This window comes from Mesorhizobium sp. M1E.F.Ca.ET.045.02.1.1 (genome assembly GCF_003952485.1).
In the GTDB taxonomy this organism is placed as follows: domain Bacteria; phylum Pseudomonadota; class Alphaproteobacteria; order Rhizobiales; family Rhizobiaceae; genus Mesorhizobium.
The window spans coordinates 4217569-4234404 of sequence record NZ_CP034447.1 but is presented as its reverse complement, the minus strand read 5'-3'; the positions used below and the strand labels follow the sequence as shown (position 1 = coordinate 4234404).

15 protein-coding genes are annotated in these 16836 nt (G+C 64.7%); 8 read left to right on the top strand and 7 right to left on the bottom strand.

The window, feature by feature from the left end; genetic code table 11:
* Positions 1 to 59: 59 nt before the first annotated feature.
* From EJ070_RS20395 to EJ070_RS20365, 7 genes are all read right to left on the bottom strand, one after another.
* Entirely contained in the window at positions 60 to 830 is a 771-nt protein-coding gene (locus EJ070_RS20395) for an L-iditol 2-dehydrogenase (RefSeq protein WP_126092936.1), read from the bottom strand.
* A gap of 29 nt (positions 831 to 859) precedes the next feature.
* The gene (locus tag EJ070_RS20390; RefSeq protein ID WP_126092935.1) at positions 860 to 1618 is read right to left on the bottom strand and encodes a glucose 1-dehydrogenase; all 759 of its coding nucleotides are present in this window, start codon (positions 1616 to 1618) and stop codon (positions 860 to 862) included.
* 31 nt (positions 1619 to 1649) lie between these two features.
* Positions 1650 to 2378: an SDR family oxidoreductase gene (locus tag EJ070_RS20385; protein WP_126092934.1), complete on the bottom strand. Its 729-nt coding sequence runs from the start codon at positions 2376 to 2378 to the stop codon at positions 1650 to 1652.
* Between the two features lie 22 nt (positions 2379 to 2400).
* Positions 2401 to 3654, bottom strand: coding sequence for a sugar ABC transporter permease (locus EJ070_RS20380; RefSeq protein WP_126092933.1), 1254 nt, complete (start codon positions 3652 to 3654; stop codon positions 2401 to 2403).
* Positions 3651 to 4466 carry an ATP-binding cassette domain-containing protein gene (locus EJ070_RS20375; protein WP_126092932.1) on the bottom strand — a complete coding sequence of 272 codons (816 nt, stop codon included), beginning with the start codon at positions 4464 to 4466 and terminating at the stop codon, positions 3651 to 3653. The genes EJ070_RS20380 and EJ070_RS20375 overlap by 4 nt, the downstream gene beginning before the upstream one ends.
* A gap of 190 nt (positions 4467 to 4656) precedes the next feature.
* Positions 4657 to 5724, bottom strand: a complete 1068-nt coding sequence (locus EJ070_RS20370) for a sugar ABC transporter substrate-binding protein (protein WP_126092931.1) — start codon at positions 5722 to 5724, stop codon at positions 4657 to 4659.
* 226 nt (positions 5725 to 5950) lie between these two features.
* Positions 5951 to 6835, bottom strand: coding sequence for an AraC family transcriptional regulator (locus EJ070_RS20365; protein ID WP_126092930.1), 885 nt, complete (start codon positions 6833 to 6835; stop codon positions 5951 to 5953).
* A 279-nt stretch (positions 6836 to 7114) separates the two neighbouring features.
* Between EJ070_RS20365 and EJ070_RS20360 the strand changes: the two genes are divergently transcribed.
* From EJ070_RS20360 to nirB, 8 genes are all read left to right on the top strand, one after another.
* On the top strand, positions 7115 to 7717 hold the full coding sequence (locus EJ070_RS20360; protein ID WP_126092929.1) for an ANTAR domain-containing response regulator: 603 nt from the start codon (positions 7115 to 7117) through the stop codon (positions 7715 to 7717).
* Positions 7714 to 8946, top strand: coding sequence for a CmpA/NrtA family ABC transporter substrate-binding protein (locus EJ070_RS20355; protein WP_126092928.1), 1233 nt, complete (start codon positions 7714 to 7716; stop codon positions 8944 to 8946). Before EJ070_RS20360 ends, EJ070_RS20355 begins: the two co-directional genes overlap by 4 nt.
* Positions 8947 to 9307: 361 nt before the next feature.
* The gene (locus tag EJ070_RS20350; protein WP_126092927.1) at positions 9308 to 10624 is read left to right on the top strand and encodes a CmpA/NrtA family ABC transporter substrate-binding protein; all 1317 of its coding nucleotides are present in this window, start codon (positions 9308 to 9310) and stop codon (positions 10622 to 10624) included.
* A gap of 103 nt (positions 10625 to 10727) precedes the next feature.
* Positions 10728 to 11618: a nitrate ABC transporter permease gene (gene ntrB, locus EJ070_RS20345; RefSeq protein WP_126092926.1), complete on the top strand. Its 891-nt coding sequence runs from the start codon at positions 10728 to 10730 to the stop codon at positions 11616 to 11618.
* A gap of 10 nt (positions 11619 to 11628) precedes the next feature.
* The gene (locus EJ070_RS20340; protein ID WP_126092925.1) at positions 11629 to 12426 is read left to right on the top strand and encodes an ABC transporter ATP-binding protein; all 798 of its coding nucleotides are present in this window, start codon (positions 11629 to 11631) and stop codon (positions 12424 to 12426) included.
* A gap of 384 nt (positions 12427 to 12810) precedes the next feature.
* Positions 12811 to 12990, top strand: coding sequence for a hypothetical protein (locus EJ070_RS20335; protein WP_126092924.1), 180 nt, complete (start codon positions 12811 to 12813; stop codon positions 12988 to 12990).
* 64 nt (positions 12991 to 13054) lie between these two features.
* A complete protein-coding gene (locus EJ070_RS20330) occupies positions 13055 to 14356 on the top strand; it encodes a nitrate/nitrite transporter (protein ID WP_126092923.1) in 1302 nt (433 codons plus the stop codon).
* Between the two features lie 17 nt (positions 14357 to 14373).
* The gene (gene nirB / locus EJ070_RS20325) at positions 14374 to 16824 is read left to right on the top strand and encodes a nitrite reductase large subunit NirB (protein WP_126092922.1); all 2451 of its coding nucleotides are present in this window, start codon (positions 14374 to 14376) and stop codon (positions 16822 to 16824) included.
* The last annotated feature ends 12 nt before the right edge of the window (positions 16825 to 16836 follow it).

The following is a 16836-nucleotide window of genomic DNA, read 5'->3' as shown; positions in this document are numbered from 1 at the left end:
AGGCCCCCTTCGCCGAGAGCACGGCGACGGCTGCCGCGGCCTGAAGCCTCACCCCCGCTTCAGCTCATCCAGTTGCCGCCGTCCACATTAAGGGTTTGCGCGACGACATAATCGGCGTCGCTCGAGGCCAGGAAAATGGCCGCGCCCCGATAATCGTCCGGATCGCCCATGCGCCCTGCCGGCACCGCCAGCCCGACCTGCCGCTTCTTCTCGCCGATCGGCAGGTTCTCGTAGCGCGCGAACAGCGCGTCGACCTGGTCCCACATCGGCGTGTCGACCACGCCCGGCGCGATGCCGTTGACGTTGATGCCGTGCTTGATGAGCGCAAGTCCGGCCGATTGCGTGATGTTGATCACCGCGGCCTTGGTCGCGCAGTAGACAGCGACCAGTGCCTCGCCGCGCCGTCCGGCCTGCGATGCCATATTGATGATCTTGCCGCGGCGCCCTTGCGCGACCATGCGCTTGGCCACTGCCTGCAGCGTGAACAACAGGCCTTTCACATTGACCGAGAATTGCAGGTCGAAGCTCCTTTCCGAAATCTCCAGCAGCGGCCCCATGTCGAAGACGGCGGCGTTGTTGACCAGGATGTCGATGCCGCCATGCGTCCTCGTCACGCTATCGACCATCGCCTCGATCGAGGCGAGGTCGCGCACGTCGAGCTGCACGGCTGTTGCTTTGCCGCCGAGCTCGCGCGCCAGCGCGTCCGCCTTGTCGATCGCCATATCGGCGATGACGACATGGGCGCCTTCGGCGGCGAAGCCGCGCACGATGGCCGCCCCGATGCCTTGCGCGCCGCCGGTGACGACGGCGACCTTATCCTTGAGTTTCATACCGGTTCTCCTGCCTCGGCGAGACTATATCAGCGCGTCGTATAGCCGCCATCGATGACCAGCACCTCGCCGGTTACATAGCTCGCGGCGGGAGAGCACAGGAAAAGTGCGGCCGCCGCAACCTCCTCCGGCCGGCCGACGCGACCCATCGGCGTCATGCCGCGCCAGATCGGGAACCATTCGGGGTTTTCGATGCCGCCGCGCGACATGTCCGTCTCGACATAGCCGGGCGCCACGGCGTTGACGCGGATGTTCTCGGCCGCGACCTCGCTGGCGAGGCTCTTGGTCATCATATGCACCGCAGCCTTGGAGCTGTTGTACGCGACCTGGTTCTGCGGAATGTTGGAGACTATGCCGGAGATCGAGCCGACATTGAGGATCGCGCCGCCGCCCTGACGCCGCATCGGCCCCAGCGCCGCCCGGCAGCAGCGGAACACGGCATCGACATTGATCGCCATCGTCCTGCGCCAGATGTCCTCAGGATAGTCACCGCTGTCGCCATGCACCGCAATGCCGGCACTGTTAACCAGGATGTCGAGCCGACCAGCCTTGGCGAGCGTATCGGCGACCAGCCTGTCCGGCGCCTTCTCGTCCAGCATTTCCGCGGCGAGGAAATCGAAGGCAAGACCCGCGAGTTCCTGCCGTGCGTCGTCCTTCATGGTCCGGCCCGCAACGACGACATGCGCGCCGGCTTCCCCGAGCGCCTTGGCGATGGCAAGGCCGATGCCGCGTGTGCCGCCGGTCACCAGCGCCACCTTATCTTCCAGTCGGAAGCGGTCGAGGATCATGATTGCGGCTCCATCGCGTTGGAGGGGCGGTTCAGATGTCCACGCTCTGCGGCAGGATGACGAGGTCGCGAATGGTGACGTTGCGCGGCCGCGTCAGCATGAAGAGCACGGCGTCGGCCACCTCCTTGGCCTCCATCAAGCTGCCGGCGGCCAGCGCCTCTTCCATCTTGGCCTTCGGCCAGTCGCTCAGCAGCGCCGTCACCACGGGGCCGGGCGCGACCGCGCCGACGCGGATGCCGTGCTTCAGCACCTGGCGGCGTACCGTATGCACGAAGGCCTGCACGGCGAATTTCGAGGCGGTGTAGATCGGCTCCCAGACAACGGGGACGAAGCCGGCGACGGAACTGGTGACGATGATGTCGCCGCTCTTCTTCTCGATCATATGCGGCAGCACGGCATGGACGGTGCGGAAGACGGCGTTGATGTTGAGGTTGAGCATCTTGTCCCATTGGTCGGGATCGCCGGACGCCACCTCGCCGCCGACATAGGCGCCGGCATTGGCATGAAAGATGTCGAGAGTGCCGGCCTTCTCCAGGATCTCCGGCATCATGCGGTTGACGCTCGCCGGGTCGAGCAGGTCGGTGACCACGGCGCAAGCATTGTCGCCGAGCTCGGCGACAAGCTCCTTCAGCCGATCCTCGGCCCGGTCGACCAGCACGACCTTTGCGCCGACGGCGAGCATGGCGCGGGCGCATTCCAGCCCAATGCCGGAGGCAGCACCAGTGATTGCGGCAACCTTGCCGGAGAGACTTTCAGACATTGCGATCCTCTTCAATGAGCCGTCAGGCGCGGCCGTGTGAGACACGCGAGCGGCGGGCGAGAGAATCGACGATGACCGCGATCGCCAGCACACAGCCGGTGATCATGTACCGGAGCGAGGATGACAGATCGAGCAGCGTCAGGCCGCTTGCGATGGACTGGATGACGATGATGCCGAGCAGCGCCGAATAGGCGCTGCCGCGGCCGCCGAACAGGCTGGTGCCGCCGATGACGGCCGCCGCGATGGCGTTGAGGTTGACGTCGCCGGTGCCGGCCTGCTGGCTGGCGGTCGCCAGACGAGCGGCCGAGAGCAGGCCACCAGTCGCCGCCAGCGTGGCGCAGAGCGCGAAGGCGCTGGTGTAGATCAGGCGCACATTGATGCCGGCGCGACGCGCCGCCTCGCGGTTGCCGCCCACGGCAGTCATCGAGCGGCCCCACTGGGTCCGCTTCAGCGCGTAATTCATGGCCACGACCAGGCCAACGAACAGGGCGAACATCCAGGGCACGCCGCGCGACAGGTTGAGGTAGTAGGCCACCAGTTCGAGCGCGAGGGTGATCGCCACGGCCTGGAGGAGAAGCCCGCCGAAGGAACGCGACGACAGCCCGGCGGCCTGGCGTCGCTGCGCCTTGCGGTAGCCGAGAACCAGGGCGAGCACGCCAGGCACCACGGCCAGCGTGTACGACACCCAGTGCGGCATCACCAGGAGCTGGCCGAAATTCACCAGTGGCGAGTCGTAGGGCAGATTGATCGAGCCGGTCGGGCCGAGGATGTAGAGCTGCAGCCCGAGGAAGGCGAGCAGGCCCGACAGCGTCGACACGAAGCTCGGCATGCCGAGCCTGTTGAGCAGGAACGCATAGACGCAGCCGGTCACGAACCCGACCGCCATCGCCGCCAGCATCGCAAGCCCTACCGGCCAGCCCCACTGGACCCACAGCACGCCGAGCAGCGCCGAGGACAGGCCGCTGACCGAGCCGACGGACAGGTCGATCTCGCCGACCATCAGAACGCAAACGATGCCGAGCGAGATAATGCCGACCGTCGAGCAGTCGAACAAAAGGTTGACGAGATTGTTCGGCGACAGAAATACCGGGTTGAGCGTCTGGAAGATGGTGCAGATCAGCACCAGCCCGACGACGACGGGCAGCGAGCCGAGATCGCCGGACCGGACGCGGTCGAGAAAGCCCTTGATGGCGCCCTTCGCGCCGCTGCGATCCTTCAGCCGCTCGTCGCTGCGGTCGAGCAGCGCGCCGGGGTTGCGGTCGGAAGCCGTCGTCATGGCCGTTCTCCCTCAGCCTTCACCTCGGCTGTGCGCTTGCCGCGCCTCGACACGGCATTGTCGTCGGCGCCGGTTATTGCGGTCACCAGTTCCTGGTTGGATGCGCCGGGCAGGAAGATGCCGTTGTTGCGGCCGAGCCTCAGCACCACGATGCGGTCGGCTACGGCGCGCACGTCCTCCATGTTGTGGCTGATCATGACGACGCCTAGGCCGCGATCCCGCACGCGCTCGATGAGGTTGAGCACCTCTGCCGTCTGCGCGACGCCAAGTGCCGCGGTCGGCTCGTCGAGGAGGATCACGCGCGGCTCCATCAGCAGCGAGCGGGCGATCGCGACCGTCTGCCGTTGGCCGCCCGACAGCGACGCCACCGGCTCGCGCACGCTGGGAATCCGTGCGGAGAGCTCATTGAGCAGCGTCCAGGCGCGGACCTCCATCGAGACTTCGTCGAGGCGAAGCGGATGGAGCTCACGGCCAAGGAAGATGTTGGCCACGACGTCGAGGTTTTCGCAAAGCGCCAGATCCTGGAAGACGGTGGCGATGCCGAGCTTCAGCGCCGCGGCAGGATTGGCCAACGTCACGGGCTGGCCGTCGAACGTGATCGAGCCGGCGCTCGGCATGTGCGCGCCGGCCAAAATCTTCACCAGCGTCGATTTGCCGGCGCCGTTGTCACCGACCAGGGCGACGATCTCTCCCGCGTTGATATCGAGATCGACATCGGTGAGGGCCGACACCGCGCCGAAATTCTTCGAGATGCCGCGCAGGCTGAGCACCGGCGGGCGGCTTGTCGTGGACGGCGTGTCGGGTATTGCCATGGCCTGTCTCTCTTCCCGCGTTTTGGTCGGTATGTCCGGCCGCCAGGAGGTAGCGGCCGGACACGGCTGTCACCTTGGCGACGTTGCCGAGCATATCGCAGGCGACGCGATTTGGCCGCGTCGCTTCTGGGGACGATGCGGCTGACGCCGCATCGCTCCGGAGACAATGCCGCCTGCGCGGCATTGCTCCTTATTCAATGCCGAGCTTCTTGCAGCCTTCGGCGTAGCGGTCGGTGCAGAGCTGGGCTGCGGTCTGGATCTTCTTGTCGATGATCTCGGCCTTGAGGTTCTCCTGCATCACCACCGCCGGCACGAAGAGCTGCGAGGGCGTGTCGTAGAGCGTCGTCTCGGCTTTCGGAGCCTCGCCCTTGAGGAGCTGCACCGCAACGTTCGCGGCTGCTGCGGCGACGATCTCGCTGGGCTTCGAGATAGTGTTGTACTGGTCGCCGGCAATGACGAGCTGCAGCGCGGCGATCGTGGCGTCGTTGCCTGTCACCGGCGGCACCGGATCGACGCCGGCGGCCTTGAGCGCCGCGATGGCGCCGCCGCCCGTGCCGTCATTGGCGGCCACCACGCCGACGATCTTGTTACCGAAGCGCGAGATCTGCCCCGCCGCCCATTGCTGGGCATTCGAAGGCGCCCAGTTCGGCGTGTCGAACTCGGCGAGCGTCTTGTAGCTGCCGGTCTTGAGGCCGTCATGGATACCGTCCTTGATCAAGCCCGCCGCGGCATCGGTCGGCGAGCCGTTGATCTGCAGCACGCCGACATCGCCGTCGCTCGACACGCCCTTGGCCTTGAGATGCTCGACCAGCGAGGCGGCGATCGCCTTGCCGATGGCCTTGTTGTCGAACGACACGTAGAAATCGGCCTTGGCGTCCGGAATCGGACGGTCATAGGCGATGACCTTGACGCCCTGGGCCTGGGCGTTGTGCACCAGCGACGCCGCCGCCGCGGAATCCACCGGATCGAGCACGATCACCTTGGCGCCCTGGGTGATGACCGAGTTGAACTGTTGCTGCTGCTTGGTGACGTCGGCGTCGGCGTTGAGGTAGAGCACCTTGCAGCTGTCGCAGAGTTTCTTCATCTCGGCGACGAAGCCGGGGTGATCATGCTCCTCGTAGCGCGTCGAACCCTGGTCGGGCATCAGGAACGCGACCGTGGAGCCGGCGATATCCTGCGCATTGGCAAACGTCGCGCCGAGGGCGAGGCTCGAGACGGCCATCGCGGCCGCGGTCAATCTGGACATGTATCTGGACATAAGGTCTTCTCCATTCCCGTTGTTTGATGTAACAGACTCCGCCGCAGGCTGCGGATGTCTGCTCGCGCTGCCCGATCGGAAATCTAGCGAACTCGTGCAGCAGCCTAACGGCTTCCTCCCGCTGGCATGACACGAGGCAATACTCGTCCATCGCTGGTTCGCTTACGCGATCCATCGCTTCGTCTTGGTTCTTGCTTAAGGCTTGTTTCTCCTCCCGAACTCCTTTCTATGCGGCGCGCGCGGCCGCGAAATTGTCCGCAACCAATCGTCTGAACTGCGACGGCGGCATGCCCTTCTCGGCCAGGAACTGGCGGTTGAAGTTCGACAGATTGTTGAAGCCGACCTCGAAGCAGATGTCCGAAATCTGCGCCTCTTCATCGCTCATCAGGATCTGGCAGGCGAGATTGATGCGCAGGCGCTTGATATATTGCAGCAGCGACATGCCGGTGTGCTTGCGGAACGAGCGCGAGAAGGCGCTCGGCGTCTGGCCGGCGATCACTGCAAGGTCGCCCTCATTGAACGGCTGAGTCAGATTCTCGCGGATATAGGCCAGCGCCTGGTTCATGCCCGCCGACATATATCCCGACGGATCCGGCAGATAGTTTTCGCTGGCGAGAACGCGCGGCGCGCTCTCACGGCTGAGCGCCTCCATGATCGACATGAACAGGCTGATCCGGTGCACGCCGTAAGCATGCGTGATTTCCGCCAGCAGCGGCATGACCTCCCTGCTCACGCCCTTGCTGAACAGGACGCCGCGCCGCGACAGGTCGAGCAACGGGGAAACGGCGCCAAGCTCGGGAAAGGTCGTGATCGCGCCGCCGATGAATTCCTCGCTGAACTGGACCAGCCTGCAGCGCAGCGGAACTGACTGGCCTTCCGGAACCTCGCTGATCCAGTTGTGCGGCAGGTTGGGACCGGCCAGCACCAGATTGCCGATCTCGAACTCGCCGATGAAGTCGCCGACGAAATAGCGGCCCTTGGTCGCGACGATCTGGTGCAGCTCGTATTCCGGATGAAAGTGCCAGCGCACCGTATGGTACGGATAGCCGTGCCACTTCACCGCGAACGACTCGCCAGGCCTTATCTGTATGACTTCCAGATCGGGTCCCATGCTTCCTCCCGGAGGCTGTCGGGTGTTTTCAGCCTTCGAACCGCGGCCGTTTGTTTGGCTCATCTAGGGTCAGGATAACGGTCGCCAAGAATGTCCGCCACCTCGCCACGCCGCGCCGACTGATACGTTTTTGACCGTTTTGGGCCACGAAGATCGCATCTTCGAAAATTAGACGCCACGAACATTCAAAGTTGGCGAACGGGGCATGGGCGCGGGAAAAGTTCGCTTCGGGCTACGCTACCGCATTGCACAATTCCGGTCTGGCTGCACAATAGGCGCATGTCCGCCGGTTCGTTGGCCATCCTTGTTATCGACGAGAACCGCATCCGCGCCTCGATCATCGAGGCGGGATTGCGGGACGCCGGCCATCGCCATGTCACGGTGGTCCACGACGTGGCCGGCATTGCCCGGCGCATCGCCGAGATCGAGCCGGACGTCATCGTCATCGATCTCGAAAATCCAAACCGCGACATGCTGGAGAACATGTTCCAGCTTTCGCGCGCGGTGAAACGGCCGATCGCCATGTTCGTCGACCGCTCCGACCAGGCCTCGATCGAGGCGGCCGTCGATGCGGGCGTGTCCGCCTATGTCGTCGACGGGCTGAAGAAGGAGCGCATCAAGCCGATCCTCGACATGGCGATCAGCCGCTTCAATGCCTTCTCGAGCATGGCGCGCGAACTGGAGGAGGCGCGCAGCGAGCTCGAGAACCGCAAGGTCGTCGATCGGGCCAAGGGCATATTGATGAAGTCGCGCGGGCTGAGCGAAGAGGCGGCCTACGCGCTTCTGCGCAAGACCGCCATGAACCAGAACCGCAAGATCGCCGAGATTGCCCAGAGCCTGGTGACCGCGGCGGGATTGCTTGGACCGCTGGAGGGCGAATGAGCACGACTGCCTCGCACCAGGTCACTGCCGGCTTCATGCCGCTCTTCGACAGCGCCGTCCTGGTCGCGGCCGACGAGATGGGCTTTGCCGCCCGCGAGGGCATCGCGCTCAAGCTGCATCGTGAGACCTCCTGGGCCAACATCCGCGACCGCATCGCCATCGGCCATTTCGATGTCGCCCATATGCTGGGACCAATGCCGCTCGCCTGCAGCCTCGGCCTCACGCCGCTCGCCTCCGAGACCATAGTGCCCTTCTCGCTCGGGCTCGGCGGCAACTGCGTCACGGTTTCCAATGCGGTATGGGAAGGCATGGCGGCGCACGGCGTCGTGCCGGACCTCGATCCGGCACGTGCCGGCGCAGCGCTCGGTGCGCTGATCCGCGAACGGGCAGCCGCCGGCCGCGAGCCGCTGCGTTTCGCCGTCGTGCATCCGCATTCGGGGCACAATTACGAGCTGCGTTATTGGCTCGCCGCCTGCGGCATCGATCCCGACCGCGATATCGAGATCGTCATCGTGCCGCCGCCCTTCATGACCGACGCCTTGGCCGCCGGCCGCATCGATGGCTATTGCGTCGGCGAGCCGTGGAACAGCGCCGCCGTCGCAGCCGGCATCGGCCGCATCGTCACCGTCAAGGCGCTGCTGTGGCGCAACAGCCCGGAAAAGGTGGTCGGCGCGCGCAGGTCATGGGCCGAGGAAAACCCGGAAACGCTGGCGGCGCTGCTGAGGGCGCTGCATCATTCCGCTCGCTGGTGCCAGGCCCCGGCAAACCGAAGCGAGCTGGCGGCGCTGATGGCCAGGCCCGACTTCCTCGGGCAGCCCGAGGCAATCCAGATGCCGATCCTCACCGGACAGCTTCAACTGGGCGCAGGCGAGGCTCGGAACGTCGAGGATTTCTTCCTGCCCTTCGACAAGGCGGCGAACTTTCCCTGGAAGAGCCACGCGCTCTGGTTCTACACGCAGATGGTGCGCTGGGGCCAACTGGCGCACACGCCGCAAAACCTTGCGATCGCCCGCGACTGCTACCGGCCCGACCTCTACCGCTCGGCGCTGAAACCGCTCGGCGTGGCCCTGCCCGGCGCCAATGCCAAGGTCGAGGGCGCGCTGAAGGTCGCGACGCCAGTCGGTTCGGCGGGGGCGAGCCTTGTCCTTGGCCCGGACGGATTTTTCGACGGCCAGATCTTCGATCCCGACCGGATCGATGCCTACATTGCCGGCCAGAAACGCGCCTGATTATTTTCGCGCCACTCTTGTGCACTGCACAATAATTGTGCGCGCGCTTGCGCTAATGGGCAATCTTTGGCCTGCTCGCTTAGTGGTCCGGCGCGCTGCCAACTATAGCATATAATTGATTTCATTTGTATTTTTGGCACAGTCTGGAAACTGGCATGGTTCCTGCTTTGTAATAGACAGACTCTTCGCAGGGTCACGGAACAGGCGTCCAATGGCGGGCGCCACAGGCAAAGCTGCCGCTCAGGTCAACACGCGATCCCGGATGTAAGGACGCGCGCGACCTGGCCGGCGGCTTTTTTGTTTTTGACCGAACACGCAATCGACGGCGCCGGTCTCAAGCGGCGCCCAACCGGAGATGACGATGACGAAACGGATCGGAACTGGAACGACGCCGAAGGACCTGACCCGGCGCGACTTCCTTGCCAGAAGCGCGCTCACTGCTGGGCTGTTCGTGGCGGCGCGCAAGCTCTTGCCCTCGGGCGCTTATGCCGCCGCGGCCGCTCCCGAGGTGACCGGCGCCAAGCTCGGCTTCATCGCGCTGACCGACGCTGCACCGCTGATGATCGCCAAGGAGAAGGGACTGTTCGCCAAATACGGCATGCCCGATGTCGAGGTGCTGAAGCAGGCCTCCTGGGGCGCTACGCGCGATAATCTTGTGCTTGGCGGCGAAGCCAACGGCATCGACGGCGCCCACATCCTGACGCCGATGCCCTACCTCATGCACACCGGCAAGGTGACCCAGAACAACCAGCCGCTGCCGATGGGGATCGTCGCGCGGCTGAACTACGACTGCCAGGGCATTTCCGTTGCTCAGGAATACGCCGCCACCGGTGTCGGCCTCGACGCGTCCAAACTGAAGGAGGCCTTCGCCGCCAAGAAGGCCGCCGGCAAGGAAGTGAAGGCGGCCATGACCTTCCCGGGCGGCACGCACGACCTCTGGCTGCGCTACTGGCTGGCCGCCGGCGGCATCGATCCCGACAAGGATGTCTCCACCATCGTCGTTCCGCCGCCGCAGATGGTGGCCAACATGAAGGTCGGCAACATGGACGTGTTCTGCGTCGGCGAGCCGTGGAACGAACAGCTTGTTCACCAGGGCATCGGCTTCACCGCCGCCACCACCGGCGAGTTGTGGAAGGGCCATCCGGAAAAGGCGCTCGGCCTGCGCGCCGCCTTCATCGACAAATACCCCAACGCCACCAAGGCAATCCTGATGGCCGTCATGGAAGCCCAGCAATGGTGCGAGGCCATGGAGAACAAGGAGGAGATGGCCTCGATCATCGGCAAGCGGCAATGGATGAACGTGCCCGTTGCTGACATCATCGGCCGCCTCAAGGGCGACATCAACTACGGCAACGACCGCGTCGCCAAGGGCACCGACCTCTACATGAAGTTCTGGAAGGGTGGGGTCTCCTATCCCTTCAAGAGCCATGATGCCTGGTTCCTCACCGAGAACATCCGCTGGGGCAAGTTGGCGCCGACCACCGACATCAAGGCGCTGGTCGACCAGGTCAACCGTGAGGATCTCTGGCGCGAGGCGGCGAAGGATCTGGGCGTCGCGGCAGGCGACATCCCTCAATCGCCCTCGCGCGGCGTCGAGACCTTCTTCGACGGCAAGACCTTCGATCCGGCCAATCCGTCCGCCTATCTCGACAGCCTGAAGATCAAGGCATCGGCTTAAGCGCAAACGGCGCATTGCGCCGTTTGTCGCAGCGCAACCCAAGCGCAACGGCGCTCGCGCCGTTGTCGCTCCACCGGACTGCCCCACGGAGATTTTCCACGACATGTCCATCCAAACCGTCGAGGACACCAAGGTGAAGGCATTTCCTGCGAAGCCCGCCGAGGTGATTGCCTTCACCGCAAAAGCGCGGCGCCGCATCGACCTCACGGCCATTGTCGGCCGGCTGGCGACGGCACTGGTACCGCCGGCCGTCGTCATCCTCGTCCTGCTCGTCGTCTGGCAGGTGGCCTGCTCTTCGCCGACGGCCAGCCTGCCGCCGCCGAGCCAGGTGTGGAACGAGGCTTACGACCTGATCGCCCATCCGTTCTTCGACAATGGCCCGCAGGACATAGGCCTCGCCTGGCGAGTGCTGATCTCGCTGCAGCGCGTCGCCATCGGCTTCGGCATGGCGGCGGTGGTTGGCGTTGCGCTGGGCGCCCTGGTCGGTCAGTCTGTCTGGGCGATGCGCGGTCTCGATCCGGTCTTCCAGATCCTGCGCACCGTACCACCGCTCGCCTGGCTGCCGCTGTCTCTCGCCGCCTTTCGCGACTCCAACCCGTCGGCGCTGTTCGTGATCTTCATCACCTCGATCTGGCCGGTGATCATCAACACCGCCGTCGGCGTCCGCAACATCCCGGAGGACTACCGCAACGTCGCCCGCATCCTGCGGCTCAACCAGCTCGAGTTCTTCTTCAAGATCATGGTGCCGGCCGCCGCGCCCTACATCTTCACGGGCCTCAGGATCGGCATCGGGCTCTCCTGGCTCGCCATCGTCGCCGCCGAGATGCTTACCGGCGGCGTCGGCATCGGCTTCTTCATCTGGGACGCGTGGAATTCCTCGCGGCTGCCAGACATCATTGTCGCGCTCGTCTATATCGGCGTCACCGGCTTCTGCCTCGACCGGCTGGTTGCGGCGATCGGCGCCTTCGTCACCCGCGGCACAACGGCAAAGTGAGGACGGCGCCATGACCGCCTATCTGAAGCTCGACCATATCGACAAATCCTTCTCTCGTGGCGGCCAGTTCAGCGAGGTGCTGAAGGATATCAGGCTCACCATCGATGCTGGCGAGTTCGTCTCCATCATTGGCCATTCCGGCTGCGGCAAGTCGACCTTGCTCAACCTGATCGCCGGGCTGACCAAGGTTTCCAAGGGCGCCGTGCTGCTCGAGAACAGGGAGGTCGACAGCCCCGGACCGGAGCGCGCCGTGGTTTTCCAGAACCACTCGCTGCTGCCCTGGCTTACCGTCTACGAGAACATCAACCTCGCCGTGTCCAAGGTCTTCGGCCAGACAAAAAGCCGGGCCGAGCGGCATGACTGGATCATGCGCAACCTCGACCTCGTCCAGATGGCGCATGCCAGGGACAAGCGCCCGGCCGAGATATCGGGCGGCATGAAGCAACGCGTCGGCATTGCGCGCGCCCTCGCAATGGAGCCGAAGATCCTTCTGCTCGACGAGCCCTTCGGCGCGCTCGACGCGCTGACCCGCGCCCATCTCCAGGATGCGGTGATGGACATCCACGCCAGGCTGGGCTCGACCATGATCATGATCACCCATGATGTCGACGAGGCGGTGCTTCTGTCCGACCGCATCGTGATGATGACCAACGGCCCGGCGGCCACCATCGGCGAGGTGCTTCCGGTGCCGCTCGCCCGGCCGCGCCGACGCATCGAGCTTGCCTCCGACAGCACCTTCCTGCGCTGCCGCGAGGCGGTGCTGAAGTTCCTCTATGAACGCCACCGCTTCGTCGAAGCGGCGGAGTAAGGCCATGACCGAAAAGCGCACCGCATTGACAATAGGCAATCTACCGCATTGCACAAATATTATGCTGCCCTGCAAGGCATTCTGACTAATCTTTGATCCGCTGCCGGGCTTGGTCAAAAGTCGCACGACAACGTCTTCGTTTTGATTTCATTAGATAATTTAGAGCGCTGTCGAATTGGCACGCTTCCTGCTTTTGAGAATGCAGGCCCGCAAGGGCCAAGAGACACAGGCGTCCAATGGTGGGCGCCACAGGCAAAGCTGCCGCTCAGGTCGACACGCGATCCCGGATGTACGGACGCAAGACCTGGACGGCAGCTTTTTTGTTTTGGACCGAACACGAAAAACGACGGCGCCGATCCCAGGCGGCGCCAGGCGGAGACGAAGATGACGAAACGGATCGGAACTGCGACAACCCTCAAGGATTTCACGCGCCGCGATTTTATCGCCAGCAGCGTCCTGACGGCGGTGCTGTTCACCGCGGCGCTCCTGCTGTTCCCGGCCAATCACGAAACCGAGGGCAAGAGTCCGCAAGTGACCGCGCAAGTCCCGGTCTCGCCGCGCTGACCGATGCCGCGCCTCTGACCAACACAACGCGCGGTGCCTCCCACGCCGCAAACCGGAGCCCAAGATGACCGCAAATCTCCCAGCCGCGCCAAGCCAGGACAGTGCTCCCCGGCAGGCGCTCGTCATGTCCACCATCGCCTTCACCGTCTGCTTCGCGGTGTGGACGATCTTTTCCATCATCGGCGTGCGCATAAAGCAGGAGCTCGGCCTGAACGAGACCGAGTTCGGCCTGCTGGTCGGCACGCCGATCCTCACCGGCTCGCTCGTGCGCATCGTGCTCGGCGTCTGGACCGACCGCTACGGCGGACGTCTGGTCTACACCATGACCATGCTCGCCGCGGCGGTCGCGACCTTCCTGCTCAGCTTTGCGCACACCTATGAGCAGATGCTGATCGCGGCCCTCGGCGTCGGGCTCGCGGGCGGCTCCTTCGCCGTCGGCGTCGCCTATGTCTCGCGCTTCTTCCCGGCCGGCAAACAAGGCACCGCGCTCGGCATCTTCGGTGTCGGCAATGTCGGCGCCGCGGTCACCAAGTTCCTGGCGCCGTTCGTGCTCCTTTCCTGGGGCTGGCAGTCGGTCGCGCTGATCTGGGCGGCCGCGTTGGTCATCATGGCCGTCGCGTTCTGGTTAACCACCAGCGACGATCCGGTCATCCGCGAGCGCCGCGCCGGCAAGGCAGCGCCCGCGAGAAGCTTCTGGCAGGAATTCGCGCCGCTCAAGAACCTGCAGGTCTGGCGCTTCGCCTTCTACTACTTCTTCTCCTTCGGCGCGTTCGTGGCGCTGTCGCTCTGGCTGCCGCGCTACCTCATCGGCGTCTACGGTTTCGGCATCGCCACCGCCGGCATGATCGGCGCCGCCTATTCAATTCCCGCAAGCATCTTCCGCGCCTATGGCGGCGTGCTTTCCGACCGCATCGGCGCCCGTACCGTGCTCTACTGGACCTTCACGGTCTGTGCCGTCGCGACTCTCGTTCTGTCTCTCCCCTCGGCAGACTACGTCGTGCGCGGCATCAGCGGGCCGATCCCCTTCCACTTCGAGATCGGCCCGCTCGCCTTCATCGCCGTCGCCTTCGTGCTCGGCTTCTTCATGAGTCTCGGCAAGGCCGCCGTCTACAAGCACATCCCGGTCTACTATCCGCAGAGCGTCGGCGCGGTCGGCGGCGTGGTGGGCATGATCGGCGGCCTCGGCGGCTTCATCCTGCCGATCGCCTTCGGCGCGCTGAACGACCTCACCGGCGTCTGGTCGAGCTGCTTCATGCTGCTCTTCCTCATCGTCGTCTCGTGCCTGGTCTGGATGCACGTCACCATCCGCCAGATGGAGCGCGCTGCCGCCGCCGAGACCGCACCCCTTTCCTACGCCGCCGAATAGATCGGAGCTGACCGGACATGAGCGAAAAACTCGTCATCATCGGCAACGGCATGGCGCCCGGCAGGATGCTCGAGCATCTGCTGGAGGCAGCACCTGACCGCTACAGCGTCACCATCTTCAATGCCGAGCCGCGCGTGAACTACGACCGCATCATGCTGTCGCCAGTGCTTTCGGGCGAGAAGGCGTTCGAGGAGATCGTCATCCATGGCGACGGCTGGTACATCAAGCACGGCATCACCCTCTACAAGGGCCACAAGATCGTTGCCATCGACAGGGAAGCGAGGACCGTCACCTCGGACCACGGCGTGACCGAGAGCTACGATCAACTCGTCATCGCCACCGGCTCGGTTCCCTTCATCATCCCGGTGCCGGGCAAGGACTTGCCCGGCGTGCTGACCTATCGCGACCTCGACGACGTCAACGCCATGCTGCTCGCCGCGCAGTCGCGCGCCAAGGCGATCGTCATCGGCGGCGGTCTGCTCGGCCTCGAAGCAGCGGCCGGGCTCAAGGAGCGCGGCATGGACGTCACCGTGCTCCACGTCATGCCGACGCTGATGGAGCGCCAGCTCGACCCGGCCGCCGGCTACCTGTTGCAGAAGGCCGTCGAGGCGCGCGGCATCAAGGTCATGACCAAGGCCAACACCAAGGCCATTTTCGGCAATGGCAAGGTCGAGGGCGTCGAGCTCATGGATGGCACGGTCATCCCGGCAACGCTGGTGGTGATGGCGGTCGGCATCCGCCCTAGCATCGCACTCGCCAAGGAGGCAGGGCTGGAGGTCAATCGCGGCATCGTCGTCGACGACCGCATGCAGACCTCCGATCCTACCATCATGGCGCTCGGCGAATGCGCGGAAGTCGGCGGCCACGTCTACGGGCTGGTTGCCCCTCTCTACGAGATGGCCCGCGTCGCGGCGGCCAGGTTGACCGACAGCGAGGACAGGCGTTTCGTCCACTCCGACACGCCGACCAAGCTCAAGGTCACCGGCATCGACCTCTACTCGCTGGGCGATTTCGCCGACGGCGAGGATCGCGAGGAGATCATCCTGCGCGACGCATCAGCGGGCATCTACAAGCGCGTGGTGCTGCAGGACAACCGCATTATCGGCACGGTGCTGTTCGGCGAGACCGCCGACGGCGCCTGGTTCAACGACCTCAAGAAGAAAGCGACCGACATCTCGGAGATGCGCGACACGCTGATCTTCGGACAGGCGTTCCAGGGAGGCACCTCCTCGGACCCTTTGGCGGCCGTTGCGGCACTGGCGGATGATGCGGAAATCTGCGGCTGCAACGGCGTCTGCAAGGGCAAGATCACCGGCGCGATCACGGGCAAGGGGCTGACCGGGCTCGACGACGTGCGCGCCCAGACCAAGGCCTCGGCCTCGTGCGGCTCGTGCACGGGTCTCGTCGAGCAACTCCTGAAGCTCACGCTTGGCGACGCCTACAACCCCGCGGCGGTGCAGCCCATGTGCGGCTGCACGAGCCTTGGCCACGACGACGTGCGCCGCCTGATCAAGGCGAAAGGACTGAAGACGATACCCGCCGTCATGCAGGAGCTCGAATGGAAGACCTCCTGCGGCTGCGCCAAGTGCCGGCCGGCGCTGAACTATTATCTCGTCTGCGACTGGCCGGACCAATATGCCGACGACTATCAGTCGCGGTTCATCAACGAGCGTGTGCACGCCAACATCCAGAAGGACGGCACCTATTCGGTCGTGCCGCGCATGTGGGGCGGGGTGACCAGCGCCGGCGAATTGCGCGCCATCGCCGACGTGGTCGACAAGTTCCGCATCCCGACCGTGAAGGTGACCGGCGGCCAGCGCATCGACATGCTGGGTATCCGCAAGGAGGACCTGCCGGCGGTCTGGGCCGATCTCGGCAAGGCCGGCTTCGTCTCCGGTCATGCCTATGCAAAGGGATTGCGCACGGTGAAGACCTGCGTCGGCTCCGACTGGTGCCGGTTCGGCACACAGGATTCGACTGGTCTCGGCATCCGCATCGAGAAGTTCATGTGGGGTTCGTGGACACCGGCCAAGGTGAAGATGGCGGTGTCGGGATGCCCGCGCAACTGCGCCGAAGCGACCTGCAAGGATGTCGGCGTGGTGTGCGTCGACTCTGGCTACGAGATCCACTTCGCGGGCGCTGCCGGCCTCGACATCAAGGGCACGGAAGTGCTCGGCCTGGTGAAGACCGAGGATGAGGCGCTGGAGGTGATTGTGGCGCTCGTCCAGATGTATCGCGAGCAGGCCCGCTACCTGGAGCGCATCTACAAATGGGTCAAGCGCGTCGGCACTGCCGAGATCAGAAGGCAGATCCTGGATGACGTCGAGCGCCGCAAGACCTTCTTCGACCGCTTCGTCTTTTCCCAGAAATTTGCGCAGGTCGATCCCTGGTCCGAACGCGTCTCCGGCAAGGACAAGCACGAGTTCCGGCCGATGGCGTCGGTAGGGTTCGCGGAGGCGGCGGAATGAGCCGACAGGATA